At 65.4% G+C, this 26,209-nt stretch carries 21 protein-coding genes; 14 read left to right on the top strand and 7 right to left on the bottom strand.

Annotated elements, in window-relative coordinates; translation table 11 throughout:
* Positions 1-147: 147 nt before the first annotated feature.
* The 3 genes from ACNQPL_RS19440 to ACNQPL_RS19430 form a co-directional block, all read right to left on the bottom strand.
* Positions 148-759: a cell wall hydrolase gene (locus tag ACNQPL_RS19440; RefSeq protein ID WP_346615839.1), complete on the bottom strand. Its 612-nt coding sequence runs from the start codon at positions 757-759 to the stop codon at positions 148-150.
* A 48-nt stretch (positions 760-807) separates the two neighbouring features.
* Positions 808-1,725: an AEC family transporter gene (locus ACNQPL_RS19435; RefSeq protein ID WP_346615840.1), complete on the bottom strand. Its 918-nt coding sequence runs from the start codon at positions 1,723-1,725 to the stop codon at positions 808-810.
* A 113-nt stretch (positions 1,726-1,838) separates the two neighbouring features.
* Positions 1,839-2,702: a LysR family transcriptional regulator gene (locus ACNQPL_RS19430; RefSeq protein ID WP_416467612.1), complete on the bottom strand. Its 864-nt coding sequence runs from the start codon at positions 2,700-2,702 to the stop codon at positions 1,839-1,841.
* 121 nt (positions 2,703-2,823) lie between these two features.
* Here ACNQPL_RS19430 and sodC point away from each other — a divergent pair, with 121 nt between their 5' ends.
* Positions 2,824-3,339: a superoxide dismutase [Cu-Zn] SodC gene (gene sodC / locus ACNQPL_RS19425; protein ID WP_346615842.1), complete on the top strand. Its 516-nt coding sequence runs from the start codon at positions 2,824-2,826 to the stop codon at positions 3,337-3,339.
* A gap of 65 nt (positions 3,340-3,404) precedes the next feature.
* On the opposite strand, the gene ACNQPL_RS19420 is transcribed toward sodC, so the two are convergent.
* A complete protein-coding gene (locus ACNQPL_RS19420; protein ID WP_416467611.1) occupies positions 3,405-4,451 on the bottom strand; it encodes a LacI family DNA-binding transcriptional regulator in 1,047 nt (348 codons plus the stop codon).
* A gap of 259 nt (positions 4,452-4,710) precedes the next feature.
* Between ACNQPL_RS19420 and ACNQPL_RS19415 the strand changes: the two genes are divergently transcribed.
* The 4 genes from ACNQPL_RS19415 to ACNQPL_RS19400 all read left to right on the top strand — a co-directional run bounded on the left by ACNQPL_RS19415 (position 4,711) and on the right by ACNQPL_RS19400 (position 10,301).
* Positions 4,711-6,924 (top strand): TonB-dependent receptor, encoded by a 2,214-nt coding sequence (locus ACNQPL_RS19415; protein WP_416467610.1) that lies wholly within the window; start codon positions 4,711-4,713, stop codon positions 6,922-6,924.
* A 69-nt stretch (positions 6,925-6,993) separates the two neighbouring features.
* Positions 6,994-8,328 carry an LLM class flavin-dependent oxidoreductase gene (locus ACNQPL_RS19410; protein WP_416467609.1) on the top strand — a complete coding sequence of 445 codons (1,335 nt, stop codon included), beginning with the start codon at positions 6,994-6,996 and terminating at the stop codon, positions 8,326-8,328.
* Positions 8,325-9,368: an L-glyceraldehyde 3-phosphate reductase gene (gene mgrA, locus ACNQPL_RS19405; protein WP_416467607.1), complete on the top strand. Its 1,044-nt coding sequence runs from the start codon at positions 8,325-8,327 to the stop codon at positions 9,366-9,368. Before ACNQPL_RS19410 ends, mgrA begins: the two co-directional genes overlap by 4 nt.
* A gap of 3 nt (positions 9,369-9,371) precedes the next feature.
* A complete protein-coding gene (locus ACNQPL_RS19400) occupies positions 9,372-10,301 on the top strand; it encodes an aliphatic sulfonate ABC transporter substrate-binding protein (RefSeq protein ID WP_416467605.1) in 930 nt (309 codons plus the stop codon).
* Between the two features lie 218 nt (positions 10,302-10,519).
* On the opposite strand, the gene ACNQPL_RS19395 is transcribed toward ACNQPL_RS19400, so the two are convergent.
* Positions 10,520-10,999 (bottom strand): GNAT family N-acetyltransferase, encoded by a 480-nt coding sequence (locus ACNQPL_RS19395; RefSeq protein ID WP_416467604.1) that lies wholly within the window; start codon positions 10,997-10,999, stop codon positions 10,520-10,522.
* Between the two features lie 135 nt (positions 11,000-11,134).
* Here ACNQPL_RS19395 and ACNQPL_RS19390 point away from each other — a divergent pair, with 135 nt between their 5' ends.
* The 4 genes from ACNQPL_RS19390 (at position 11,135) to ACNQPL_RS19375 (ending at position 14,118) form a co-directional block, all read left to right on the top strand.
* Positions 11,135-11,755 (top strand): LysE family translocator, encoded by a 621-nt coding sequence (locus tag ACNQPL_RS19390; RefSeq protein WP_346615849.1) that lies wholly within the window; start codon positions 11,135-11,137, stop codon positions 11,753-11,755.
* A gap of 21 nt (positions 11,756-11,776) precedes the next feature.
* Entirely contained in the window at positions 11,777-12,649 is an 873-nt protein-coding gene (locus tag ACNQPL_RS19385; RefSeq protein WP_416467603.1) for an alpha/beta fold hydrolase, read from the top strand.
* 101 nt (positions 12,650-12,750) lie between these two features.
* Positions 12,751-13,626, top strand: a complete 876-nt coding sequence (locus ACNQPL_RS19380; protein ID WP_416467602.1) for a pirin family protein — start codon at positions 12,751-12,753, stop codon at positions 13,624-13,626.
* A 231-nt stretch (positions 13,627-13,857) separates the two neighbouring features.
* Positions 13,858-14,118 carry a DUF1652 domain-containing protein gene (locus ACNQPL_RS19375; RefSeq protein WP_346615852.1) on the top strand — a complete coding sequence of 87 codons (261 nt, stop codon included), beginning with the start codon at positions 13,858-13,860 and terminating at the stop codon, positions 14,116-14,118.
* Positions 14,119-14,136: 18 nt separating this feature from the next.
* Here the strand turns inward: ACNQPL_RS19375 and ACNQPL_RS19370 are convergent, their stop codons facing one another.
* The gene (locus tag ACNQPL_RS19370) at positions 14,137-14,751 is read right to left on the bottom strand and encodes a Yip1 family protein (RefSeq protein ID WP_416467601.1); all 615 of its coding nucleotides are present in this window, start codon (positions 14,749-14,751) and stop codon (positions 14,137-14,139) included.
* A gap of 85 nt (positions 14,752-14,836) precedes the next feature.
* Entirely contained in the window at positions 14,837-15,124 is a 288-nt protein-coding gene (locus tag ACNQPL_RS19365) for a hypothetical protein (RefSeq protein ID WP_346615854.1), read from the bottom strand.
* A 255-nt stretch (positions 15,125-15,379) separates the two neighbouring features.
* On the opposite strand from ACNQPL_RS19365, the gene mnxG reads away from it, so the two are divergent.
* The 5 genes from mnxG (at position 15,380) to ACNQPL_RS19340 (ending at position 26,205) form a co-directional block, all read left to right on the top strand.
* A complete protein-coding gene (mnxG, locus tag ACNQPL_RS19360) occupies positions 15,380-21,235 on the top strand; it encodes a manganese-oxidizing multicopper oxidase MnxG (protein WP_416467599.1) in 5,856 nt (1,951 codons plus the stop codon).
* 18 nt (positions 21,236-21,253) lie between these two features.
* Positions 21,254-23,236 carry a cytochrome D1 domain-containing protein gene (locus ACNQPL_RS19355; protein WP_416467598.1) on the top strand — a complete coding sequence of 661 codons (1,983 nt, stop codon included), beginning with the start codon at positions 21,254-21,256 and terminating at the stop codon, positions 23,234-23,236.
* A complete protein-coding gene (locus ACNQPL_RS19350; protein WP_416467597.1) occupies positions 23,233-23,895 on the top strand; it encodes an SCO family protein in 663 nt (220 codons plus the stop codon). Before ACNQPL_RS19355 ends, ACNQPL_RS19350 begins: the two co-directional genes overlap by 4 nt.
* Before the next feature lie 26 nt (positions 23,896-23,921).
* The gene (locus ACNQPL_RS19345; RefSeq protein ID WP_416467644.1) at positions 23,922-24,557 is read left to right on the top strand and encodes an SCO family protein; all 636 of its coding nucleotides are present in this window, start codon (positions 23,922-23,924) and stop codon (positions 24,555-24,557) included.
* Positions 24,558-24,681: 124 nt separating this feature from the next.
* Positions 24,682-26,205 carry an ABC transporter substrate-binding protein gene (locus tag ACNQPL_RS19340; protein ID WP_416467596.1) on the top strand — a complete coding sequence of 508 codons (1,524 nt, stop codon included), beginning with the start codon at positions 24,682-24,684 and terminating at the stop codon, positions 26,203-26,205.
* Positions 26,206-26,209: the final 4 nt, after the last annotated feature.

The raw sequence follows: 26,209 nt of genomic DNA, 5'->3' as shown, positions 1-26,209 counted from the left end.
ACGCCAGCAAAGGCTTGAAGGTGGCAAAAGAGGGAGTAGACCACTGTGGGCCTGAAAAGTGCGACGGTTTGGTAATCATTCGTAACTGTGCCGAGAAAACAGTGGTCGCCAGGCTCAGGGCGACCACTGCCTGGTCAACGGCTCGGGTCAGCGCGCCAGTGCCTGGTTCGGCTTGTAGAAGAGGAAGTGACGGGTTTCGGCGGTCCTGCGGTAGGCCTTGGCCCAGTCCGGGCGCACCCTGCGGTCATGGAAATACAGTGCGCCACCGGTACTGTCCTTGAGCTGCTGGTTGAGCGCCTTGCGCGCAATCTCCTTGGCGATGTCATAGCGCTGCGGTTCCTCGACCTGGTCGGAGCGCCCGTCACACCACCAGGAAAACTGGCAGGACTTGCTCTCCACACCCTGCTTGACCACACCGCAGATCGAGTCCGGGAAGCCGTCCTTGCCCAGGCGGTTGATCACCACGCTGGCCACTGCGCTCATGTCTTTTTCATCGGCGCCTTTGGCTTCCCAGTAGATGGTGCGTGCCAGGCAGGTGATGCTGTCGTCCATCGGTGCCTGGCCCGCCGGGTCGACCGCCTTGACCTCGACAGGCGTGAGGGTTTCGGCCTTTTTTGGTGGTGGCGCGTCTTCGACCACTTTTTTCTCCAGCACCTCGGCCTTGTCTTCGGCCACTGCGGCCTTGGCAGTGTCGGCGGCATGTGTAGGGCCTGCGAGCAGGGCCGAGGTCAAGCCGATCACCATCCACGAAAGGCGCATGGTCGAGGTTCCGAACTGTGGGTTGCTTGACAGTCTAGCCAAGCGTATTCAATTCAGCGAAAGCATTAACACCAAGGGCAAGGTCACGGCGGCGGCCACCGTCTGCAGGGCGATGATGGTCGCCATCAACGGTGCGTTGCCGCCCATCTGCCGTGCCATCACATAGGATGACGAAGCCGTCGGCAGCGCCTGGAACAGCACCGCCACCACCGCCGCCTGACCGCCCAGGCCAAGCAGGCGGCACAGGCCCCAGGTGGTCAAGGGCATGACTAGAAATTTGAACATCGAGGCGGCCAGCAGCGGCCGCACCTGGCGGCCGATGCTGGCGCCACCCAGCGCGGCGCCGACGCACAGCAGGCCCAGGGGCAGGGCAGCCTGGCCCAGTGCTTTGACCGTCGGCTCGATACCTGCCGGCAAGCCCAGGCCAGTGACGCGCAGCAGCAACCCACCGGCACAGCCGACGATCAGCGGGTTGGCGAAGATCGCCCGCAGCACCGTGGCCGGGGAGCTATGGCGTGCACTGAAACGAGCGAACACCAGCACACACAGCAGGTTCACCAACGGCACGATGGCGGCATTGGCCACCGCCGCCAGTGCAATGCCGGCACTGCCGTAGATACCCGCCGCCAACGTGGCGCCGATGTAATTGTTGAAACGCACGCCGCCCTGGAACACCGAGGTGAAGTCCGCACCGTCGTGGTTCACCGCGCCCTGATAGAGCACCAGCAGCGCAGCGCCGAGCACGGTCGAGAGCATCAGCACGCCGACCATGCCCAGCACCGGCACGCCATCAAGGTTGGCGGTGGCCAGGCCGTGGAGAAACAGCGAGGGCAGCAGCACGTAGTAGCTCAGGCGCTCCGCGCCCGGCCAGAAATGCTCCCCGAGAAAACCGTGCACGCGAAGCAGGGTACCCAGGGCGATCAACAGAACGATGGGCAGCAGGGTGGTCAGCAGCAACTGGAGCATGGGTGACGGTCCGTGGTCGGGTACCGGCACAGGGTAGCTTGGCTGACTGATTGGTAAAAACGCTGATTTCTGCAGTGACTGTTGAGAAAAACTGCAGGGTTATCGCAGCCCGATCAAGCTTCCAGTGCGGTCTTCAACACTGCACTCAGATGCCGTCGCTGGCTTTTCTCATGCTCCAGCAGCACCACCCGCCGTTTCAGCTGCGGTTCGCCAAACGGCAGGCAGGTGGCCGGCGGCAAGCGCTGCAGGTCTTCGTCCGACACGGGGATGATCGCAACCCCCAGGCCCATCACCGCCATGTGCGCCAGCGCTTCCTGGCTGTCGAGCTCCATCTGTTCGCTGACCTGCAGGTGCTGGCGGCGCAGTTCCTGTTCGATCTGCCGGCCAGCCCAGGCGCGCTTGTCGAAGCGCAGAAACGGCTGGCTGGCCAACAGCTGCGGCAGGCTCTGGCCAGCGAGCTCGGGGCTGGCAATGGCCCAGAAGCGGTCCTCGAACAAGGGGGTGAAGTTCAGGCTCTGCGGGTAGGGGCTGACTGGCTCGGTGGTGATGGCAGCATCCAGGTCGCCGTCCTCGATGCGCCGCGCCAGTTCCGCCGACATGCCCGACGCCACGCTGATGTGCAGGTCAGGGTGATGTGCCTTGATCCACACCAGCGCCTTGGGCAGGCGCCGCGCCAATACCGTATGGATCGCGCCCAGGCGCAGCCGGCCGCGCAGGCGCGGGCCGCTGGCCAGGGCATCGGCCAGTTCGTCGTAGGCCGCCAGGATGGTTTCGGCCCGCGCCACGGCCAGCTGCCCGGCCTCGGTCAGCACCACCTGCCGGCGGCTGCGGTCGAACAAGGGCACCTGCAGCTCATCCTCCAGCGTCTTGATGTGCAAACTCACCGCCGAGGGCGTGAGGCTGAGCAGGTCGGCGGCACGCGCGAAGGTGCCATGGCGAGCGATTGTCACGAGGGTACGCAAGGCTTTGAGGGACACGCGGACAGGCTCCGGAAGGAAGTATTTCATTCTGTGGCCGGATGGAATGCCTGGCAACCTGCGCAGTCCCACCTGTTATGTGGGTACGACACCCGCGCATCCCAAGCCATGGAGACACGACATGAAAGCAGTGCTATTCACCGCGTTACTGGCCACCGCCGGCCTCGCTCAGGCCGCGCAGACGGTGGAGCTCAAGCTCGCCGGGCCCGATGGCCCCGGCAAAGTGATCGGCACCATCAGCATCGAACAGAACAAATACGGCACCGTGCTCACGCCGGACCTCAAGGACCTGCCGCCAGGCGTGCATGGCTTTCACCTGCACCAGAACCCCTCTTGTGCACCGGCCGAGGAGAACGGCAAGCCCGTGCCTGCAGGCGCAGCGGGCGGCCATTGGGACCCGGACAAGACCAATGCGCACAAGGGTCCCTATGACGACAGCGGCCACCGTGGTGACCTGCCAGCGCTGTATGTCGGCGCTGACGGCAAGGCCACTTACCCCGTATTGGCGCCACGCCTGAAGGCGGCTGATTTCAAAGGGCATGCGCTGATGGTGCATGCCGGGGGTGATAACCACAGCGATCACCCCGAGAAACTCGGTGGCGGTGGTGCACGGTTTGCCTGCGGGGTCGTTGAGTAACGACAGCGCCAGTGGGCTGGCCGCGCATCCCGCAGCCAGCCCACGGTTTTCACCTGGCCAGCGCGCTACGCACTTTCACGGCCTATCAGCTCACATTCCAGCAAGTTCAGGCGTTGCACCTCACCCTCATGCGCCACGGCCCCCAGGTGCTGCAGTACTCGCAACGCAGCCAACTCGCCGATCTGCCGCGATGGCGGGCGCAAGGTGGTCAGGCTCGGCAACAGCATTTCGGCAAACGCATAGTCACCAAACCCCACGATTGCCATGTCCTCGGGCAGCCGCAGCCCGGCGCGCTGGCCGGCGAGGAGGGCACCTGCAGCCAGGTTGTCGTTGGCGAAGATGATCGCCTGCGGCCGCGGGCTGCGCCGAATCAATGCCTCCATGGCCTGCTTGCCCGCTTCGAACGGAGCGGTATTGGCAGACGGCACAAACACCCAGGGCTCAAGCCCGGCTGCCTTGAGCGTTTCGATGTAACCGTCGCGCCGCTTCAGGGCACTCAGGTCGCCCGCAGCGCTGTTCTGCACGAAGGCGATCCGTCGGTGGCCCTTGTCCAGCAGGTAACGGCAGGCCTGCACGCCAACCTGATGATGCAGAAAACCAACCTGCAAAGGCGTGCGCTGCGGGCTGTAGTCCCAGATCTCCACCACCGGCACGTCGGCGTCCGCCAGCATTTTTTCGGTGCCCGGGCTGTGAAAACGGCTGGTGACAACCAGCGCAGCAGGCGACCACCCCAGAAAGGCACGCACGGCGCTTTCTTCCTGCGCCTCATCGAAGTAACTGGAAGCCAAAAGCAGCTGATAGCCGTGCTGGCTGAGTGTGTCGCTGAAGGCCTGGATGGTCTGGGCGAAGATCGGGCCGGAGATGTTCGGGATCACCATGCCGACGATTCGCCCGCGGGCTGACGCAAGGCCGCCAGCCACCAGATTGGGTACATAACCCAATGCTTGCACGGCGGCCTCGATGCGTTCGCGCAGTGGCGGTGACACCTGCTCGGGCTGGTTGAAGTAGCGCGAAACGCTGATGGCCGAGACCTCGGCCGCGCGCGCCACTTCGGCGAGGGTGACCCGGCCGGCGCCGCGGCGTTTGCGGGGTGAATCCTTGGCTTGGCTCACAGGTGGATTCCTGGATGAAATGCCGCGATGTTAGCGCTAACGTACAGGCCGCTGGCAAATAGCTTAATGGCATATAAATCTGCTTTTTTAGTATTTGACCTGCTAAGCAGCGGTCCTGATACTTGCTCATGTTAGCGCTAACAAGCGCTGCTGTTGGCAAGCGCCTGCCACTCGCACGAGCGAGACCAGACACCCACAGCAACATCCGTGTCGGCCCATGCCCGGGCCTGGTCTGGTCTCGATTGGCAGAGTGAGCATCATGCATATAAGCCGTAGCGCCTTCCCCTTTACCCAACACCACCCTTTGGCTGCCGCCGTGCTGCTGGCCGCCGTCGGCCAATGCGCCCAGGCCGCAGAGACGGTCGAGCACGCGCCGCAGGCCACGTCGCTGGGCGCGGTGACCGTCACCGCCACCCGGCGTGAATCGACCCTGCAGGAAGTACCGGTGGCGGTGTCGGTGGTCGATGGCGAACAGCTTGAGCGTGACAACCGCAACAACGTTGCCAGCATCGTCCAGCAAGTACCCACCCTCAACTACCGTGCCGGTGCTTCGAACAAGGACACATCGCTGTTCATCCGTGGCGTGGGCACCATCTCCACGTCCCCAGGCGTGGAGCCTACCGTGGCCACGGTGGTGGATGGCGTGGTGTTCGGCCGCCCTGGCCAGTCCACCCTCGACCTGCTCGACCTTGAGCGCATCGAAGTGCTGCGCGGCCCGCAGGGCACGCTGTTCGGCAAGAATGCCTCGGCCGGTGTGTTGAACGTGGTGAGTAAAGCCATCCCTGAGCACACCCAGGGCTACGTGGACTATTCACACTTCGGCGGGGGTGACGAAAACCGCCTGCGCTTTGGCATTGGCGGGCGCCTGAACGAGCAGTTCAAGGGCTCGCTGAGCACCCTATGGGGCGACTACGACGGCAACGTCGAAAACGTCGCCAATGGCCATGACGTCAACGGTTACGGGCGCAAAGGTGTGCGCGGCAAGCTGGAGTTCGAGCCCAGCGAAGCCCTGCGCCTGACTCTGATCGCCGACTACATGAGGGGTGAAGACACCTTGCCCAGCGGCGTGGTCACCCGCGCCAGTACCGCCTTCACCAACCAGCTTCGTCCGGTAACGCCAAGCGCCCACAACCGCGACATCAACAGCGACTTCAAAACCCATGTCGAAGACCAGAACCAGGGCCTGTCGGCCCAGCTCGACTGGCAGTTGGGCGATTACACCCTGACTTCGATCAGCGCCTGGCGCGGCTGGGACAACACCCAGTACCAGGACGGCGATCGCCGTGCCTTGCTGCCCGTGACCGCTTCCCACGACAAGGGCACGGTTGATTACGACCAGTACAGCCAAGAGTTTCGCCTGACCTCGCCCAAAGGGCAGTTCAACGAATACGTGCTGGGCGCCTTCTACATGCATGGCACGTCCAACGAAACCTACCAGCGCCTGTCGGTCAATGATGCTGTGGCCAACCGCGGGCGGGCGGATTACTCCACCACCAACGACAGCGTCGCCCTGTTCGGCGAAAACACCTTCAACTTCACCGACGACCTGCGTGCCATCTTCGGCCTGCGCTGGACCCACGACGACTTCGACTATGACCACCGTCGCGTCTCCACAGCCGCCACTGCCGTGACCGGCATCCAGCCATCCACGTCCAGCTCCGGCTCGGTGGACGAGGACGGCTGGAGCGGCCGCACCGGCCTGCAGTACGACTTCAACGACAACCTGACCGGCTACGTGACCTATTCGCGCGGCTACAAAGGCCCGGCCTACAACGTGTTCTTCAACATGCAGCCGCGCGACACCGATGCGCTCAAGCCGGAAACCTCCGACGCTTATGAAATCGGCCTCAAGGGCACCGCGCTGGACAACCGCCTGATGGCCAACCTCGCGGTGTTCCACACCGACTACGACGACTACCAGGCCAACTTCTTCGATACCGTCGCCAACCAGGTGGTCACCCGCCTGGTCAACGCCGGCAAGGTCAAGACCCAGGGCGTGGAGCTCGACGCCAGCTTCCAGGCCACACGCCAGCTCAAACTGTCGGCGGCGATGGCCTACACCAAGGCCCGGGTCGACCACTTCAACTGCCCGGTAGGCGCGGCGGCCAACTGCAACATCGATGGCGGCCACCTGCCGTTCACCCCGGACTGGAAAACCTACGTGCGGGCCGACTACACCATACCGCTGGACAACGGCCTGGATATCGAGCTGTCCAGCGACTACAGCTGGCAGGACGAGGTGCAGTTCAGCCTCGATCAAAACCCCGACACCGTGCAGGGCGCCTACGGTATCTGGAACGCCAGCATCGCCCTGGCCGACTACAACGACGGCTGGCGCGTGGCGCTGTTGGGCAAGAACCTCGGTGACAAGTCGTACGCGCAAATGCTGGCCAGTGGCGGGGACTACATCTACCGCTCGGTGCCACGCGACGACGGGCGCTATTTCGGCGTGCAGCTTCGCAAGGACTTCTAAGCGCGTTTTTAACGGTGGGAGATTACCCAGCCCTTCGGGCCGCACAGCGGCCCCTGCAAGGAGATCGACATGAATCGTCAAATGAGCCTCGGCGCCTTCCTGATGGCCACCGGGCACCACCTGGCGGCCTGGCGCCACCCGGATGTGCCGGCCGACCCGATGGACTTCGCCAGCTACCGGCGCGCCGCGCAAGTCGCCGAGGCGGCCTGTTTCGATGCGCTGTTCGTTGCCGACAGCGTCGCCGCGCCGACCGATGCCCTGGCCAGCCACAGCGCCCGCTCGGTGTATTTCGAGCCGCTGACCCTGCTGTCGGCACTGAGCGCGGTGACCGAACGCATCGGCCTGATCGCCACGGCCACCACCAGCTATAACGAGCCCTACCACGTGGCGCGCAAGTACGCTTCGCTGGACCATCTTTCCGGCGGGCGTGCCGGCTGGAACCTGGTCACTTCCGATGCCGCCGCCGAGGCCGGTAATTTCGGCCGCGATGCGCATATCACGCACGCCCAGCGCTATGCCCGGGCCCGCGAGTTCCAGCAGGTGGTGCAGGGCTTGTGGGACAGCTGGGCGGATGACGCTTTTGTGCGCGACAAGGCCAGCGGCCAGTTCCATCGCCCGGACGCGGTACGCACCCTGGACCACGCAGGGGAGCACTTTCGCGTCAAGGGGCCGCTCAACGTTGCCCGTTCACCTCAGGGGCGGCCGGTGCTGGTGCAGGCCGGCTCCTCCGAGGCCGGTCGCGAACTGGCCGCCGAAAGCGCCGAAGTGGTGTTCACCGCCCAACCCAGCCTGGCCCGTGCCCAGGCCTTTTACAGCGACCTCAAGGGCCGCCTGGCGCGGCATGGGCGTGGCGAAGATTCGCTGAAGATCATGCCCGGCGTGTTTGTCGTGGTGGGGCGCAGTGCTGCCCAAGCGCAGGACAAGTTCCAGCAGTTCCAGGACTTGGTCGATCCCCGTGTCGGCGTCGCTTTGCTGGGGCGCATGCTGGGCAACTTCGACTTGTCCGGCTACCCGCTGGATGGGCCATTGCCCGAGCTGCCACCGACCCAGGACGGCCAGCGCAGCCGCCAGCAACTGCTGACCGAACTGGCCGGCAATGAACAACTGACCCTGGCCGAACTGGGCCGGCGCATCGCCGGCGGGCGAGGGCATTACAGCCTGGTCGGCACGCCATCACACATCGCCGACCAACTCCAGGCCTGGTTTGAAGGCCGGGCCGCCGATGGTTTCAACGTGCTGGTGCCGCATCTGCCCCAGGGCCTGGAGGACTTCGCCAGCCAAGTGGTCCCCGAACTGCAGCGCCGTGGCCTGTTCCGCCGCCAGTACCAGGGCCGCACCTTGCGCGAGCACCTGGGGCTGGCGCGCCCCGTCAACCCCAACTTTGCCGAGCGAGGCCAACCATGAGCTACATCGCACACCCCGAGCGCTATGCGCGCATGCCTTACCGCCGTGTCGGCCGCAGCGGCCTGGTGCTGCCGGCCCTGTCCCTGGGCCTGTGGCACAACTTCGGCGATGCCACACCCATCGATACCCAGCGCGCCTTGCTGCGCACCGCGTTCGATGCCGGTATCAACCACTTCGACCTGGCCAACAACTATGGCCCACCCTACGGCAGCGCCGAGACCAACTTCGGCCGCCTGCTGCGCGAAGACCTGGGCAGCTACCGCGACGAGCTGATCATCTCCAGCAAGGCGGGCTGGGACATGTGGCCGGGGCCGTACGGGCAGGGCGGCAGTTCGCGCAAATACCTGGTCTCCAGCCTCGACCAGAGCCTGCAGCGCCTGGGCCTGGACTATGTCGACATCTTCTACTCGCACCGCTTCGACGCCGACACGCCGCTTGAAGAGACCGCCATCGCCCTGGCCGATATCGTCCGCCAGGGCAAGGCGCTGTACATCGGCATCTCGTCCTACTCGGCCGGCAAGACCCGCGAGATCGCCGCGCTGCTGGCCGAGCTGCATGTGCCGCTGTTGATTCACCAGCCTTCGTACAACCTGTTCAACCGCTGGATCGAACATGACCTGCTGGACACCACGGCTGAGGTAGGCGCCGGTGTGATCGTGTTCACCGCCCTGGCCCAGGGGTTGCTCAGCGACAAGTACCTCAATGGCATCCCCGCCGATGCGCGGGTGAACCGGGCAGGCGGTGGCTCGTTGCTGCCCCAGCACCTGTCCGAGGCCAACATCGCCCGCGCCCGCGCCCTGAACGAAATCGCCCAGCGCCGCGGCCAGAGCCTTGCCCAGCTGGCCCTGGCCTGGACCCTGCGCGATCCACGGGTAAGCTCGGCACTGATCGGCGCCAGCCGGCCCGAGCAGATCATCGAGAACGTCGCCGCACTCGACAACCTGGCGTTCAGCGCCGAGGAGCTGGCCGAGATCGACCAGTACGCCGTGGAAGGCGGGATCAACCTCTGGGAAAAACCCTCGACCGACTGGAAGGAGTGACCGATGCGCCTTGTACGTTTTGCCCTGGTTGCACTGCTGGCCCTGGCCGGCGCGGCGCACGCGGCCGACCCTGCCGCCTTGCGCATCGGCTACCAGAAGGGCTCGATCAGCCTGGTGCTGGCCAAGCAGCACCGCCTGCTGGAGCAGCGCTTTGCCAACACGCAGGTCGAGTGGATCGAGTTTCCGGCCGGGCCGCAGATGCTCGAAGCCTTGAACATTGGCAGCCTGGACATAGGCTCCACCGGCGACATCCCGCCGATTTTTGCCCAGGCCGCCGGCGCCGACCTGTTGTACATCGGCGCCGAACCACCGAAGCCGAAAGCCGAGGTGATCCTCGTGCCCAAGGGCAGCCCGATCAACTCCGTTGCCGAACTCAAGGGCAAGCGCATAGCCCTGCAGAAGGGCTCCAGCGCGCACAACCTGCTGTTGCGCAGCCTGGCCAAGGCCGGCCTGAGCATCCGTGACGTGCAACCGGTGTACCTGGCGCCAGCGGATGCGCGTGCTGCGTTCGAGCGTGGCAGCGTGGACGCCTGGGCGATCTGGGACCCGTTCTATTCGGCCATCGACCTGGAAGGCAAGGCTCGCTTGCTGGCTGATGGCGAAGGGCTGGGCTTGATCGGGCCGTTCATGCTGGGCGCGCGCGGGTATGTCGAGGCCCACGGTGAGTTCGTCAAGCAGGTGCTCGACGAGATCACCCGCGCCGAAGCGCTGACGCGCAGCGATGAAGCCGGCAGCATTCAGCTGTTGGCGCAGTTCATGGGCCTGCCGGAAGCGGTGGTGCGGCGCAGCTTCAGCCATCGGCCCGCATCGCCGGTGATTGCGGTGAGTGACGAGATCGTGGCGGCGCAGCAGCGTACCGCCGCGTTGTTTTTCGAGAACCGGTTGTTGCCCAAACGGGTGGATATCGCCGGTGCGGTCTGGCAGGGGAATTGAGGTAGCCAATACCGGCCCTATCGCCGGCAAGCCGGCTCCCACAGAACTTACTGATTTGCCGGGGACCCTGTAGGAGCGGCTTCAGCCGCGAACACCGGCGAAGCCGGTGCCATCCACCGCGGCGCCTGCTTCGCGGCTGAAGCCGCTGCCACAGGTTCAGCAGCGCTGCCGGCCTTTGGAGCGGGCTTGCCCGCGATAGGGCCGGTGCAGGCCGGCAATCAACCCCGGGCAAACCGCAGCAGCTTGTCGCCATCCAGCCGGTACCGCACCCACTCATCCTGCGCTTGGGCCCCCAGCGATTCATAGAACCCGATCGCCGGCGCGTTCCAGTCCAGCACACTCCACTCCAACCGCCCACAGCGGTGCTCCACCGCCTCACGGGCAATGTGCCGCAGCAAATCCCGGCCAGCGCCACCGCCGCGTTGTTCCGGAGTGATGTAGAGGTCCTCCAGGTAAATCCCGTTACGCCCCAGCCAGGTCGAAAAACTGTAGAAATACACGGCAAAGCCGATGGCCCGCCCATCGCGCTCGCAGATCAGGCTGTGCACCGTGCTGCCCTCATCGAACAGGCTCTGTTCGATATCGGCAACGCTGGCGATCACTTCATGCCGCGCCCGCTCGTATTCGGCCAGCTCGGTGATGAAGGCGAGAATCTGCGTGGCGTCGGTGCGAACGGCAGGGCGAATGGTCAAACTCATCTGGGCTTCCTTTCTTCGTGCCTCGTGGACGATACAGTCATGTGTATCTGCTTAATTTAATGTAACTGTACCGGTCGCAATGCCGTGCGACTCCAGTAGTGTGACAGCACCTATAACGCTTCTGGAATCCGCACCATGCTTGCCTCTGCCGACCTGCTTACCGCCTTCGTGCTGTTTGCCTTTGTTTCCTCGATCACCCCAGGGCCTAACAACACCATGTTGCTGGCCTCGGGCGTGAACTTTGGCGTGCGCCGCTCGATCCCCCATGCGCTGGGTATCAGCATCGGCTTCATGGTCATGGTGCTTGCCGTCGGCCTGGGCCTGGGCGAGGTGTTCAAGGCCTGGCCTGCGCTGTACACCGTGCTGCGCTATGTGGGCGCTGCCTATTTGCTGTACCTCGCCTGGAAGATCGCCACCTCCGGGCCAATCGGCGCCGATTCGCCCGATGCCCGCAAGCCGATGGGCTTCTGGGGCGCGGCGGCGTTTCAGTGGGTCAACCCCAAGGCCTGGGTGATGGCGGTAGGGGCAATCACCACGTACACGCCGGCCCAGGGCTATGTGATGAACGTGATCGTGGTCGCCGCGGTGTTCGCCCTGGTCAACCTGCCCAGCGTCGGTGTGTGGGTGATGTGCGGCAGCGCGCTGCGCAACCTGCTGCAGAACCCCCGTTGGCTGATGCTGTTCAATGTCCTGATGGCCTTGCTGCTGGTGATTTCCCTGTACCCGCTGCTGTTTGTAGAATCGTCGTTTTCGTAACGCGTCGAGTACCGCAAGCCCATGCAGTTGATCCCCTGGTCCCACCCATGCTCCGAAGGCTTCACCTTGCGCGGCTGGCGCTCGCCGGCAAGCGGCAAGCCGCTGCTGCATTTTTTGCACGGCAACGGCTTCTGCTGCCTGGCCTACGAGCCGATGCTGATGCGCCTGGGCGAGCATTTCGACCTGTGGCTGTGCGATGTCCAGGGGCATGGCGACAGTGACCACGGTGGCGCGTTCCGCGGCTGGAACCGCACCGCCGCCCTGGCGGTGGAAGCATTCGAGGCGGGGCGTGGCGAGTATGGCGAGGTGCCGCGCTACGCGGTGGGGCACAGTTTCGGTGGCGTGCTGACGGGCTTGATCCTGGCCAGCGCGCCACGCCTGTTCGAACGTGCGGTGCTGCTCGACCCGGTGCTGTTCAGCCGGCGCATGATCGGCATGATGGGGGCCGCGGCGCTGGTCGGCCTGCACCGCCGGCATACCCTGGCGCGCAAGGCTGCCAGCCGCCGCAGCCACTGGCCGGACCGCGAGGCAGCACTGGCCTCGCTGCAGGGGCGGGGGATTTTCAAAGGCTGGAAGGACGCCGCGCTGCACGCCTATATTGAACACGCCATCGGCGATTGCGGTGAAGGTGTGGTGCTCAAATGCCGGCCCAGCCGCGAAGTGGAGATCTTCAGTTCGTTCCCCACGCGCATGTGGGCGCACCTCGCGGCCATCCAGGCGCCGACCCTGGTGCTTCATGGCGAGCACACCTATCCCTTTGTGCCGCACTCGGCCCAGCGCTTGGCCACCCTCAACGCCCAGGTAGAGGCTCGCCAGGTCGCCGGAGGGCATTGTTTCATGCAGGAGGAACCGGCCACGGCGGCGCAACAGGTGGTGGATTTCCTGCAGGGCTGAGCAACTGTTCCATTAATGGGACACTCAAAGCCATTTTCGCTGGCTACCCGTCGATTGGTCTCATTGATAAGGTTAACCCAGCCTTAGAGAGGAGACTTCTCATGAAAAAGATCCTGGGTATCCACCGCAGCCCGCACGCCCACTGGGTAGGCGATGGTTTTCCGGTGCGCAGCTTGTTCACCTACGACAACCTGGCCAGCCAGATCAGCCCGTTCCTGCTGCTCGATTACGCCGGGCCGCACACCTTTACCCCAACCACCGACCGGCGCGGCGTCGGCCAGCACCCTCACCGTGGTTTCGAGACAGTGACCATCGTTTACCAGGGCGAGCTGGAGCACCGTGACTCCACCGGCGCCGGTGGCTTCATCGGCCCGGGGGATGTGCAGTGGATGACTGCCGCCAACGGCATCATCCATGAAGAGTTCCATTCACCGGCGTTCGCCCGCAGTGGCGGCATGCTCGAGATGGTGCAGCTGTGGGTCAACCTGCCAGCGCGGGATAAACGCGCGGCGGCTGGCTACCAGACATTGCTGGCAACAGACATCCCTGAGGTGGCGCTGGACGGTGACGCGGGCAGCCTTCGGGTCATTGCAGGTAGCTACCAAGGCCATCAGGGGCCGGCGCGGACCTTCACCCCGATGGACGTCTGGGACATGCGCCTGCAGGCGGGTTCGCACGTGCAACTGCCCGTCGCCGCTGGCCGCAATGCGGCGCTGGTCGTGCTGCGTGGCACGCTGCGGGTCAACGGTGAGCGTGACGCCGGCCCGGCCAGCCTGGTACTGCTGGAGCGTACTGGCGAAGACGTGTTGATCGAGGCGCGCGAAGGCGCCAGCGTGCTGTTGCTCAGCGGTGAGCCAATCGATGAGCCCATCGTCGGCTATGGTCCGTTCGTGATGAACAGCCAGGCGGAAATCGCCGAGTCGTTCGACGATTTCCATGCCGGGCGGTTTGGGCAGATGGAGGGTCAAGCGCACTGACGTTCAGGCCCTCTGGCGGCAAGCTGACCGCCTGTCGCCAGGTGCCATCATTGGATCGAACGGTCATGGCCCTTCGCCGTTCTTCCACTAAGGTGCTAGATGATCTCCCGCATTATCATTGCCTTGGCGCATGGACGGCCGCTTGGGCATGCGCATTATCAATTGGCACCCTGCCTGCCAAAGGCGTACTCACATAGCTTCAGGCCATCCATAAGAAGAGAGGGTCGTGACATGTCGTTGATTGGAGTTTCGATGCTTGAAATGCGCCAAATGATCGAACAGGCCTGCCTGCCTGACCGCTGCGAAGTCAGTTGCACCGACGGTACCAGCCTGACCATCCGGCTGGGCCAAGGGCAAAGCCTGGAGGAGGGCGTTACCCTCACCGGGGTGCCATTGCAGCAGCTGAACAGCTGCCGCGACGTGGTGAACCTGGTCGGCCAGTTGCATGCGCTGCGTGCCAGCCACCCAGCGCCGATGCGGGCGATCGCCTGACCGCCCCTCGCGTGCCGGTCAGCCCAGGCTGGCCGGCCGCACGTACTCCGGCATCAAGCCGTTGGTCCAGAACAGGATCATCGACACCAGGATGGTCACCAACAGCAACAACCCCACGCCCCAGACACAGGTCGCGAACAGCATCGCCTGTTCCTTGCGCAAGCGCAGAAAGGTCTGCAGCCCGCCATACAACAGCACCGTGGCGTAGGCGGAAGCCGCTACCAGCACGATAAGCGCCAGCCAGCGGATCGGCACCAGGCCAATTACCCCGGCAAAGAACCACGGCGAGGCACAGTAGGCGGCAAAGCCAATGCACTGGCCCAGTGTGGGTTGCACGTCGAAGCCGCGTGACATCCAGCGGATCATCACGCCCATCAGCATGACCCCGACCACCGTGGTGGCATACAGCAACCCGGCCAACTGCGCCGCGCTGCCCATACTCAGGCGCACCCGCTCCTCGGCGGCCAGGCTCCAGCCGAAGGTGGTGGTGCCAACGAACAGGCACAGTGCGGGGATGAGTGCCAATACCAGCAGGCGCGGAAGGTATTGCTGAGGGTGGTCTTCTTCGGCGCGGCGGATGTCCATCCAGGCGTCGGAAGGGTGAGTGAAGAGCTTGAGCAACGGACTGTTCATGGCGTTCTCCTCAAGGCGCAGGCCTTTAATTATGGAGACGCGCTGTTTGCGGCAGGTTCAGCCAGGTTCGCCGCCGTTGATCGGCTTATTGCAGCTCGACCAGTAGATTCAAGCCGCCATCACCACATTTGCCCTGATCGCGGACTACGCCATGGTAACTACGCCCGTCCCATACGAACGCCACGCTGTGGGCGCGTTCGACTTTATCGGGGAGCGGTGGGCAAATGTGCAGCCGCAGGGCAGGGCGGCCCTGCAGGTTGAGGGCGGCGAGCTGGCACTGGCATTCAACGCTTTGGGCTATCGGGCCGAACAGCGTATCCCGCACGTAGTCGAGCTGCAGGTTGGCATTGGGCGAACGGCCGGGCATCTTCATTGCTGCTGGGCTCCTGCAAAAGGACCTATATCGTTTTTTTGAAAGCACCCATACGCAGACGTTCAACTTTTTTGCAGGAGGCCAATCGCCTGCAAATGACAATGCATATCGTCCCCCGATGTGGGGAATTCTTGCGGGGGATCCTCCCCAAACTGGTTCGATTGCTAACATAAACTATTGATTCAATACGGTATTTTGTTCTGGCATACACCTTGCTGAACCTCTCGCAGAGTTTCTGTGTCCCGGAGGTGCAGCATGTCCATCCCGAACAAAGGCCCCGTCCTGACATCACTCGTCATCGCCCTGCTGGGCTGGGCAGCGACCAGCGAAGCGGCGGTGCAATGCCAGCGTACCTTGGTGGCCAACGTAGTTGCCCTGGACCAGCCACTGATGTTCAACCGCCTGGGCGCGCAAAACGCCAATGGCATGATGTTCGCCCTGCGTGAGGACGTGGTGGACGACAAGCAGGTGCCGCTGAGCAAGGGCGGGGCTGCGGTGCCGGGCAAGGTGACCCTGCGCCCGGACAAGCGCCCGCGCCCCATCGTGCTGCGCGTAGCGGCTGGCGAATGCCTGACGGTCAACCTCACCAACCTGCTCGACTACCGCGCCAACCCCAACAAGCATGGCATCGAAGCCGAGGAACCCGAGGGTGAGGAAGGCGAAGAAGGGCCGGAAACCGAAGTCGAGAACGAAAGCGGCGAAGGCCTGGTGGCAGACGAGCAGGTTGCCGAACGCCTGGTCGGTTTCCAGGTCAATGGCATGCAGGCGGTCAACAGCATTGCCGACATTTCCGCCAACACCGGCCGCAATGGCAATTTCCTGGTAAGCCCGGGCAGCACCCGCAGCTATACCCTCTACGCCGAACGCGAAGGGGCCTTCGCCGCCACCAGCAAGGCGGCCACCTTCGGCGGCGAAGGCACGGCGGGCAACGTCTCCAATGGCCTGTTTGGCCAGGTGGTGGTAGTGCCCAAAGGTGGGCGTGCCTACCGCAACACGTTGACCGAAGAAGAAATGCGCCTGGCCACCACCGGGCGCACGCCGACCGGGCAGCCGGTGGTCAACTACGAAGCCCGCTACCCACAGCAGGAGCCCTGGATCACAGAAGGCAAGGCGGGCAAGCCGATCATCGCCATGGTCGACGGCAACCAGATCCTCAACAGCGAAACCGATGCCATCGTCATGGGCCCCAACCCCGATGGCAGCTTCCCCAAGGCCACCTACCCGCTGGAAAGCATCGGCAAACGCAACCCGGCGCTGCCCAACCGCCTGGATGCGTTCCGCGACTTCGCCGCGCAGTTCGCCGACGAGGTTGCCGGCACCCAGGCCTTCCCTGGGTACTGGGCTGACCCGGTGATGGGGCATGTGCTGGAACCGGCGCGTGACTCGTTCATGATCAACTACGCCTCGGGTGGCATGGGCGCCGAAGTGGTGGCCAACCGGCTGGGTGTCGGCCCTATGCATGACTGCCTGTCGTGCGCCTATGAAGAGTTTTTCCTCAGTGCCCATACCGTGGGTGATATCGGCACCCTGGTGGATGTGCCGGCCAACGTCGGCCTGGAGCATATCCGCCCCGGCGAAGTACCACCGGCCAGTGCCACCGGGGTCAAGGCCAGCATGGCGCTGTACCCGGCCGAGCCTGCCAACGTGCACCACAGCTACATCGGTGACTTCACCAAGTTCCGCAACACCCACAACGGCCACGAGCAACACATCTTCCATTTGCACGGGCACCAGTGGCTGTTCAACCCCAATGACGACAATTCCGACTACATCGACGCCCAAGGCATCGGTGCGGGTGTCGGCTACACCTACGAAATCGCCAACGGCGGCTCCGGCAACCGTAACCGGGTAGCTGGCGATGCCATCTACCACTGCCACTTCTACCCGCACTTCGCCCAGGGCATGTGGGCCATGTGGCGGGTGCACGACGTGTTTGAAGAGGGCACCCGCCTGGAGGTCAGCGGGCAGGGCGCCAACGGCTTCCACACCACCCCGTTTGCCCTGCGCAGCGGCAAACCGGCAGCCGGCGCGCGGGCCTTGCCAGACGGCGAGATCGTTGCCGGCACGCCGATCCCGGCCATCGTGCCGCTACCCGGCAAAGCCATGGCACCGATGCCGGGCAAAGTGGTGGTGGTGCCCAAACTGTCCGAAACCCTGGTCGCCGCCCAGGACGAAGACGACGAGGAGGAGGGTGACGATGACCACGGCCATGAGCCTGCAGCACCCAAGGCCATCGGCTCACTGGCGCTGGTCGACCGCAGCGAGAGCAACCGCAACGCCGACGGCACCCTGAAAAACCCAGGCTACCCGTTCTGGATCGGCGGCATGGAAAGCAGCGTCGGCAACCGCCCGCCAACCCCGCCACTGGACATGCTCGACCCGGCCCTGGCCCGGCAACTGAAAGACAGCGGCAAGGCCCTGTGGGCCAACCTTGACCCCAACCAGGTCGATGGCTGGGACGGTGGCCTCGGCCGCCATGCCCTGGACGGCGTGTCGGCAGGCGGCGAAGCCGTGACCACCACCACCAAGCTGGACTTCTCCAAGGTGGTGCACAAGGCCAAGCCGATCTACATGCCCGAAGAAGGCACCGATGTCGAGCAGGCCGCCATGCAGTTCCATGCCCAGGCCGAGCACGCCAGCTATGCGTTGATCCCTGGCAGCCAGCCGGTGGCCAAGGCGTTTCGCACCAACGGCGCGCTGCCCACCGCAGGCGCCCCGTTCTACGAACCGTGCATGGATGACCGCGGCAAGCGCCTCACGCAGTCTTCGGGGGTGGGCGAGTTCTTCAGCGGCGAGAGCCCCACGGGCCTGAACTTCCGTGGCGCGTCCACCTTTACCGCCGACCGCCCGCGCATCTACAAGGGCGCCAACATTCAGTTCGACGCGGTGTACAACAAGGTCGGCTACCACTTCCCGCAGGCACGCATCATCGCGCTATGGGAAGACGCCTGGCCGGTGATCACCAAACAGCGGCCGCCTGAGCCGCTGGTGATGCGCATGAACACCTTCGACTGCACCATGTACCAGCACACCAACCTGATCCCATCGTTCTACGAGATGGACGACTACCAGGTGCGCACCCCGACCGACGTGATCGGCCAGCATATCCACCTGCCCAAGTGGGACCTGACCGCCGCCGACGGCTCGGCCAACGGCTGGAACTACGAGGACGGCATTCTTTCGCCCGGCAGTGTGGTCGAGCGCGTGCATGCCATCCGCGCCTTCAACAACTGCAGCGAAGGCGACAGCCGTGACGGTACCGCCGCCTGCCCGAAAGCCAGACAGCACCCGTACTTTGGCCGCTTCGGCCGCGCCGACTGGCTGGGTGCACGCACCGCCATGCAGCGCTGGTTCGCCGACCCGTTGGTCAACGTGCACAACGTCGACCGGGGCCTGGGCACCATCTTCACCCACGACCACCTTGGCCCATCGACCCATCAGCAATTGGGCCTGTACGCCACCGTGCTGGCCGAACCTGCCGGTTCCACCTGGTACCACGCCGAAACCGGCGAGCAACTGTACAACCCGGCCACTCGCCAGGACGGTGGCCCAACGTCGTGGCAGGCGGTGATCCAGACCGGCGACCACGATGGCGATGGCAAGAACGACAGCTACCGCGAGTTCTTCCTCGAATACAGCGACTTCCAGCACGCCTATGAAGCCGGCGTGTATGTGGGCGCAGGCCCAGACGGTGTGCCTAACGGCCAGGCCTACCCTGCAACCGCCGACAGCTTCCGCTACGCCATCAACCCACCCGTGCGTGGCAAGGCGTCGAACCTGCTGGAGGCCATCGTCGAGGAGCGCGGCGGCATCAACCCTGGCTGCCCGAGCCGGCCGTGCCCGCAGGCGATTTCGGTGGATGACCCGGGCATGTTCGTCGTCAACTACCGCAACGAGCCGCTGGCGCTGCGCGTATTCGACCCGAACAAGGTCGGCCCGGATGGCAAACGCGGCATGCAGGCCGACGGCCTGGGCGGTGACTTGAGCTATGCCCTGCAGACCCGCACCGACCGTGCCATCCCGGCCATGAACCTGGCGCCTTCGGCGATCACCTCGGCAGTCGGCCCCACCGGCGGCACCACGCTGTTCCCACCCCACATCAACAAGGCCGGCAGCGAACCGGGCGACCCGTTCACGCCGATGCTGCGCACCTACTCCGGTGACAACGTGCGCCTGCGCATGCACGCCGGTGGCCATGAAGAGGAGCACAACATCACATTGCACGGCGTGAAGTGGCTGCAGAACGGCACGGGCTTTGGCAACAGCTCCAACTCGGGCTGGAAGTCGTCGCAGATGATCGGCATCTCCGAGCAGCTGGGCTTCATGGCGCCGGTGTCGATGATCTCCAGCTCCGCCGCCACCAACGGTGACTACCTGTACTCGCTGGACGCGGCCCTGGAAGGCTACTGGAACGGGATCTGGGGCGTCATGCGCAACTACACCGCGCAACGTGCCGACCTGTTCCCGCTGCCCAACAACCCGCAGCCGGTGGCCATGCGCAACACCGTGAACTTCGACGGTATCTGCCCGAAAACCACGGCCAACCCCAACGGCATCGGTACCCGCACCACGGTCAAGCGCAGCTACGAGATCGTCGCCGCGCTGGCCAACGACATCCTCGAGAACCGCAACGGGGTCAGCATCAACGACCCGGCCGGGCTCGGCCAGCATGTCGGCGGCCCGCTCAAGGCCAATGGCGGCACGCTGGTGTTCAACAGCCGCAAGACCAGCATCGCGCAGGTCAGCGGCGTCGACCCCGAGGATGGCGAGCCCTTCACCATTGGTGGCCACAGTGCCCCGCTGCACGACCCGACCGCGGTGCTGTACGTACGCAAGGCCGACCTCGACGCCAGCACCGGCAAGCTCAAACCGGGCGTGCCCGTGGAGCCGCTGATCCTGCGTGCCAACGCCGGTGACTGCATCAGCATCACCCTGGAGAACCGCCTGCCGCTGGTGATGCCAGACCTGCCGACCACCGCGGTGATGCACAACGTGGTCAAGCGCGACCGGTTCGACAGCGAAGGGGCCACGGCGTTTGCCAACAACCTGATGCGCCCGTCCAGCCACGTGGGCCTGCACGCGCAACTGCTGGCCTATGACATCACCAAGTCCGACGGTGCCAACATCGGCCTCAACCCGGTGCAGACCGTGCCACCCCGCGCCGGCACCAGCGGCGCCTACCCCAGCAAGGTGTACCAGTACTACGCGGGGCACCTGGAGCGTGAAGGCAAACCCGTGCTGCAACTCGGCCGCACGGTAGACAACATCAACACCACGGCGATCGAATTCGGCGGCTTCAACCTGACCCCGTCGGACTTCATCAAACAGCCGCAGAAAGGCCTGGTCGGCGCCATGAGCGTCCTGCCGCAGACCGCCACCTGGACCGAGGACACCGCCAGTCGTGCCCAGGCCACCGTGAAGGTCACCGGCCAGCCAGACTACCGCGACTTCGTCACCGTCTGGCAGCGCGCGCTGAACATGCGCTGGGCCGATGGCCGCCCGGTGGAGGGCATCAACACCGAAGGCAACGGCGCTGCGGGCGACCCGCAGGACAACGGCAACATGGCGGTCAACTACAAGACCGAACCGCTGTGGCTGCGCTTCGCCATGGCGCCCGACTCGCCGTTCGGCCGCGCCGATGGCTTGGGCTTCGGGGATGTCCCCAATGCCCACATGGCCTATGCCAACGCCCTGATCGGTGGCGACCCGCAAACCCCGGTGCTGTACGCCAAGCCAGGCCAGCCGGTGCGCAACCACATCGTCATGCCCAGCGGTGGCAGCCGTGGCATGACCTACCAGCTCGATGGCCACCTGTGGCCGCTGCACAACTACCAGGCCGAGAAGAACGACCTCGACGGCTACCCGATGAACCTGCCTGGTATCGGCTCGGTGCGCTTCGGCTACAACCCGATGGCCATGTACATCGGCGCCCAGGAGAGCGTGCTGCCCGCAGCGCACTTCAGCTTCATGTTGCCGAGCGCCGGGGGGGCCAACGCGGTGCCGGGGGACTACCTGTTCCGCGACTATGCCGCCTACGGCAACCTCTCGGGGTTGTGGGGGATTCTGCGGGTTACCAACGATGCACCGCCAGCAACGGCACCGGCACAATAAGAAAAGGGGCGTACCACCATGTATAACAAGAAAACTCGCCCTGCCATGCTGGGGGTATTGATAGGCGCGGCGCTGATCGGCCTGGGCGTGGCCTACGAAACGCTCTGGTGCGACCCGCGCGAGCTGCTGCAGGAGCCTGCCGACCCGCAGGCCCTGCACCGGCTCAGCCGCGACGGCTTGACGGTGGAGTTCGAGGCTCGGCCACTGGCGGGCGGTGAACTGCGCGAGGGCGCCTTCGCCAACATCCGCTTCAAGGTCACCGACCAGGCCAGCGGCCAGCCGCTGTCGGGCATGGCGCCGGGGGCGTGGATCGACCCGGCCCAGGCGGCCCCGCTGGAAACCACCCGTGAGCAGAGCTGCAAAGCCCGTGTCGCGCTGTTTCTCAAGAGCAGCATCGGTGCAAGGCCGCTGCTGGACCTGAACAGTTACTTCCTGCTGGTGCTGAACAAGGACGCCAGCCTGACGGTAATCGACCCGACGGTGTCGGTGGGCGGTATCACCAGCACCCTGGCGCGCATCGAGCTGCCGGGCCGGCCCATGGACTGGGTGGCCACTGGCGATGACAAGCAGGTGTTCGTGTCGATCCCCGAGCGCGGCCAGGTTGCGGTGATCGACACCGAAACCTTCACCCGCGTGGCGACCCTGGAGGCCGGCGAGGTGCCCTTGCGTGTGGCGCTGCAACCCGACCAGCACCGGCTGTGGGTCGGCAACAACAGCGACGACCCGGCCAAGGGCGGGGTAACGGTGATCGATGTACCGGGCCGCAGCACGCTCAAGAGCTTCGCCACAGGGTCGGGGCACCACGAAATCGCCTTCAGCACCGACTCGCGCTACGCCTTTGTCAGCAACCGCGACGGCGGCACCCTGAGCATCATCGACATCCCCGAAATGCGCCTGGTAAAAACCCTGGAGGTCGGCCCGCACCCCTTGGCGGTGGCCTATTCGGCGCTGTCCCAGGCGGTGTACGTGAGCGATGGCTCGGAGGGCACGGTGCGTGTCTACGATGCCCGCACCCACCAATTGCGCCACACGGTACAGGCCGAGCAGGGCCTGGGCCCGATGCGCTTCAGCAGCGATGGGCGCTACGGCATCGTGCTCAACACCCTGGAAAACCAGGCCTTGGTGATCGATGCCAGCACCGACAAGCTGATCCACCGCATCCCGGTGGCGGCCGAGCCCTACCAGCTGACCTTCACCAAAGGCTATGCCTACGTGCGCGGCCTGGCGTCGTCCAGGGTCAGCATGATCAACCTGAGCAGCCTGGGCGAGGGGCGTCAGCCCATCGTCCAGGGCTTCGAAGCCGGCCCTGCCGCGCCGCGCCAGGCCGGTGACCTGCCGCTGGCCCAGGGGCTGTCGGTGTCACGCGATGACAACTCTGTGTTCGTGGTCAACCCCGTGGACAACACCACCTACTTCTACGCCGAGGGCATGAACGCGCCGATGTCCGGCTACAACAACCGTGGCCACCAGGCCCGCGCGGCCATCGTCATCGACCGCAGCCTGCGCGAGCTGGCACCGGGGGTGTATGGCTCGACGGTGAAAATGCCGGCGGCGGGCAAGTTCGACGTGGCGTTCCTGCTCAACCAGCCGCAGATCATCCACTGCTTCAGCACCGATGTGGCGGCTGCGCCCGACGCCAGCAAGCGCAAGGGCGCGCACGCCGAGTTCATCGGCCTCGACCAGCCCCTGCCGCAGCACAGCGCCTTCACCGCCAAGGTGCGCATCGTCGGCGACGATGGCCGCCCGCGCGTCGGCCTGGACGACCTGACCTTGCGCTACTTCCTGGCACCGTCGTCGATGCCACGCAACCTGCGCCTGGAAGAAGTGGGCGAGGGCGTGTACCAGGCCGCGCTGCAGCTGCCCGAGGCCGGTGCCTGGTACCTGCATGTGCAGTCGCCGTCGCTCGGGCGCAAGTTCACCGAAGAAAACTACACCAGCCTGCGCGTCCTGCCGGCCGCAGCGTCTGCCGCTTCCCAGACTGAAGTGAGGAATGTGCAATGAACGCCAAGCATTCTTGCAAGCTGCTTGCCCTGAGCCTGGCCCTGGCCGGCTTCAGCAACCTGGCCCTGGCCCATGCCGGCCATGACCACAACGGCCCTGCCGAACCACAGGCAGCGGCGCGCCAGGAAAAGGCCAGCGTGCGCTTTGCCGATGTGTCGCTGCTGGACCAGAACGGCATGCCGGTGCGCCTGGAGAAGGACCTGGTTGGCGAGCACCTGGTGGTCATGGGCTTCATCTACACCAGCTGCACCACCGTGTGCCCGGTGGTGTCGTCGATCATGGGCAAGGTCCAGCAGCAATTGGGCGGCAGGGTTGGCGAGGAAATCCGCCTGGTGTCGATCAGCGTCGACCCGCAGCGTGACGATTCCAGGCGCTTGCAGAACTATGCCAAGGCCTTCCAGCACGGCCCGGGCTGGAGCTGGCTGACCGGCTCGCCATACGCCATTACCGAAACCCTGAAAGGCCTGGGCAGCTTCAGCGCCGACCTGACCCAGCACCCGCCGTTGATCCTGGTGGGTGACGGGCGCAGCGGCCACTGGACACGCTACTACGGCTTCACCGACCCGGCCGTGCTGATTGGCGAAATCAACCGCCTCAGCGCCCGCCGTGTGCACGCCAAGAGCACCGCCATCGCCGAACATCAGGAGGTGCAACCATGAGCACTCACGCCCCCCGCCATGGCGCCATGCGCAGCTTCGACTGGCTGGTCCTGGCCGGTTGCCTGTGGATTTTCGCCTCGATGGCCATGGCCCACGAAGGCCATGCGCCCCAGGCCCCCAGCCCGCAACCGGCGCCACCGACCATGGCCAGCGGCGGCGGCACCCGCGATGCCCAGGCGTGGTTCACCGACACCGTGCTGCAGGACCAGAACGGCCGTGCGCTGCGCTTCTACAGTGACGTGCTCAAGGACAAGGTGGTGATGCTCAACGTGATCTTCACCCACTGCACCGACGCCTGCCCGCTGATTACCCGCAAGCTGCGTGAAGTCCGCGAGGCCATGGGCCCGGCGCTGGCCAGCCAGGTGACCTTCGTGTCGATCAGCAGCGACCCGCTCAACGACACCCCGGCAGCGCTCAAGGCGTTTGCCCAGAAGCAGGGCGTGGACAGTGCCAACTGGCTGTTCCTGACCGGCGACAAGGCCAGTGTCGACCTGGTGCTGGGCCGCATCGGCCAGTTCCTGCCCAGCCCCGAACAGCACTCGACCCAGCTGATAGCCGGTGACGTAGCCGGCAAACGCTGGAGCAAGATCCGCCCCGATGCGCCGCCAGCGGCCATCGCCCAGCGCATGCAGCTGCTGGCCCAGCCTTTGGCGGGGCGGTAAATGGCACTTGACCCTGGAGCCGTCAGTGTTCCTGTGGGCCTCATCGCCGGCAAGCCGGCTGCCACAGGGTATGCAGCGCGGCGCCCAACCGTGTGGGAGCCGGCTTGCCGGCGATGAGGCCAGAATGAACAGAGCTGGATTCATGCTGATGCTTGGCTTGGCTGTCTGTGCCCCAGCCTTGGCGTTGGAGCTTACTGCCAGCGAACAAGCCGGCAAGCGTCTCTACCGCGAAGGCCTGTCCAGCAGCGACGCCCAACTCACCGCCCGCGTCGGCGCCAGCAACATGACCGTGCCCGCCAGCGTGCTGCCCTGCGCCAGTTGTCACGGCACGGACGGCCAGGGCCGCGCCGAAGGGGGGGTGCGCCCACCAAGCCTTGACTGGCAACGCCTGGCCCTCGGCCAAGGCCCACGCCAGAGCAACGGGCGTAGCTATCCAGCCTACACCGGTGCCACCCTGGGCAGGGCCATCCAGCACGGCGTAGACCCTGCCGGCAACCGTCTCGACCCGGCCATGCCGCGCTTCGAGCTGACCCTGGCCGACCAGCGCAACCTCAACGCCTACCTGAAACGCCTGGCAGAAGACCGCGACCCGGGTGTAGAGGAGGGGGTATTGCGCCTGGGCACCTTGATACCCACCACGGGGCCATTGGCGGGCGCCGGCCATGTGGTGCGCGCCGTGCTTGAAGACGGCGTAGCACAACTCAACCAGCAGGGCGGCATTCATGGCCGGCGCCTGGAACTGCTGGTGGCCGACCCCGGGGACGATCAGGCCAGCGCCGAGCAAGCCCTGCAGCGGTTGCTCGGTGAACAGCAGGCCTTTGCCCTGGTCAGCCCATTGGCGCCGATGCTCGACCAGCGCCTGGCCACGGTGCTTGAACAGCAAGGCGTGCCCTTGATCGGCAGCGCGCCGCGCAGTGGCGGCAGTGTGCAGATATTCGACCCGCTGCCGGGCATCGACACCCAATTGCTGAGCCTGGCCGCCCATGCCCGCGCCAACCTTGGCCTGGCACCGGGCGCCCTGCGCGTGGTGTACGCCGGCACCGATCAGGCAGCGTTGGCCGAGCTCGTGCGCGAGCGCTTGCAGCAGCAGGGTTGGCAGCCCGCACCGATCGAGGCCTTCAGCGGCCAGGCCGTGCAGGGGCAGGGGGTAGTTTTCATCGGCCGCGCCCAGGCCTTTGCCGAACTGGCGGCGGCGTTGCAGGCGGCAGGCCGAGCACCCTACCTGTTCGCCGCCTCCAGCCAAGTGACCGGCGCCGTGGCCGCGCTGCCTGCGTACTGGTCGCAACGGGTATTCCTGGCCTATCCGTTCGTGCCTGGCGACTGGACCGAGCAGGGCATGGCGAGCTTGGCCGGCCTGCAGCAGCGCCAACGCCTCGACCCGCGCCAGGCGTCGCTGCAGGTCAACACCCTGTGCGCCCTGCGCCTGCTGACCGAGGCCCTCAAACAAAGTGGCCGCGACCTCAGCCGCGAGCGCCTGGTGGCGGCCCTGGAGGGCCTGCATGACATCGACACCGGCCTTACCCCCGCGCTCGGCTTCGGCCCGGGCCGGCGCCAGGGCATGGCCGGTGCCCACGTGGTCGCGGTGGCCCTGCCCGGGCCGCGCTTCACATCTGTCGCCCCGTACCGGCCGGTGCCGGTCAGCCCTTGAGCGG

Source organism: Pseudomonas sp. LFS044 (genome assembly GCF_047978245.1).
Taxonomy (GTDB): domain Bacteria; phylum Pseudomonadota; class Gammaproteobacteria; order Pseudomonadales; family Pseudomonadaceae; genus Aquipseudomonas.
Note: the sequence above shows the minus strand (reverse complement) of the source record. Positions and strands in the feature narration are given on the sequence as shown.

Coding starts and splice junctions, on each gene's coding strand:
- ACNQPL_RS19440 (WP_346615839.1), bottom strand. CDS start 759: ATGCGCCTTTCGTGGATGGTGATCGGCTTGACCTCGGCCCTGCTCGCA.
- ACNQPL_RS19435 (WP_346615840.1), bottom strand. CDS start 1,725: ATGCTCCAGTTGCTGCTGACCACCCTGCTGCCCATCGTTCTGTTGATC.
- sodC (WP_346615842.1), top strand. CDS start 2,824: ATGAAAGCAGTGCTATTCACCGCGTTACTGGCCACCGCCGGCCTCGCT.
- ACNQPL_RS19415 (WP_416467610.1), top strand. CDS start 4,711: ATGCATATAAGCCGTAGCGCCTTCCCCTTTACCCAACACCACCCTTTG.
- ACNQPL_RS19410 (WP_416467609.1), top strand. CDS start 6,994: ATGAATCGTCAAATGAGCCTCGGCGCCTTCCTGATGGCCACCGGGCAC.
- mgrA (WP_416467607.1), top strand. CDS start 8,325: ATGAGCTACATCGCACACCCCGAGCGCTATGCGCGCATGCCTTACCGC.
- ACNQPL_RS19400 (WP_416467605.1), top strand. CDS start 9,372: ATGCGCCTTGTACGTTTTGCCCTGGTTGCACTGCTGGCCCTGGCCGGC.
- ACNQPL_RS19395 (WP_416467604.1), bottom strand. CDS start 10,999: ATGAGTTTGACCATTCGCCCTGCCGTTCGCACCGACGCCACGCAGATT.
- ACNQPL_RS19390 (WP_346615849.1), top strand. CDS start 11,135: ATGCTTGCCTCTGCCGACCTGCTTACCGCCTTCGTGCTGTTTGCCTTT.
- ACNQPL_RS19385 (WP_416467603.1), top strand. CDS start 11,777: ATGCAGTTGATCCCCTGGTCCCACCCATGCTCCGAAGGCTTCACCTTG.
- ACNQPL_RS19380 (WP_416467602.1), top strand. CDS start 12,751: ATGAAAAAGATCCTGGGTATCCACCGCAGCCCGCACGCCCACTGGGTA.
- ACNQPL_RS19375 (WP_346615852.1), top strand. CDS start 13,858: ATGTCGTTGATTGGAGTTTCGATGCTTGAAATGCGCCAAATGATCGAA.
- ACNQPL_RS19370 (WP_416467601.1), bottom strand. CDS start 14,751: ATGAACAGTCCGTTGCTCAAGCTCTTCACTCACCCTTCCGACGCCTGG.
- ACNQPL_RS19365 (WP_346615854.1), bottom strand. CDS start 15,124: ATGAAGATGCCCGGCCGTTCGCCCAATGCCAACCTGCAGCTCGACTAC.
- mnxG (WP_416467599.1), top strand. CDS start 15,380: ATGTCCATCCCGAACAAAGGCCCCGTCCTGACATCACTCGTCATCGCC.
- ACNQPL_RS19355 (WP_416467598.1), top strand. CDS start 21,254: ATGTATAACAAGAAAACTCGCCCTGCCATGCTGGGGGTATTGATAGGC.
- ACNQPL_RS19350 (WP_416467597.1), top strand. CDS start 23,233: ATGAACGCCAAGCATTCTTGCAAGCTGCTTGCCCTGAGCCTGGCCCTG.
- ACNQPL_RS19345 (WP_416467644.1), top strand. CDS start 23,922: ATGCGCAGCTTCGACTGGCTGGTCCTGGCCGGTTGCCTGTGGATTTTC.
- ACNQPL_RS19340 (WP_416467596.1), top strand. CDS start 24,682: ATGAACAGAGCTGGATTCATGCTGATGCTTGGCTTGGCTGTCTGTGCC.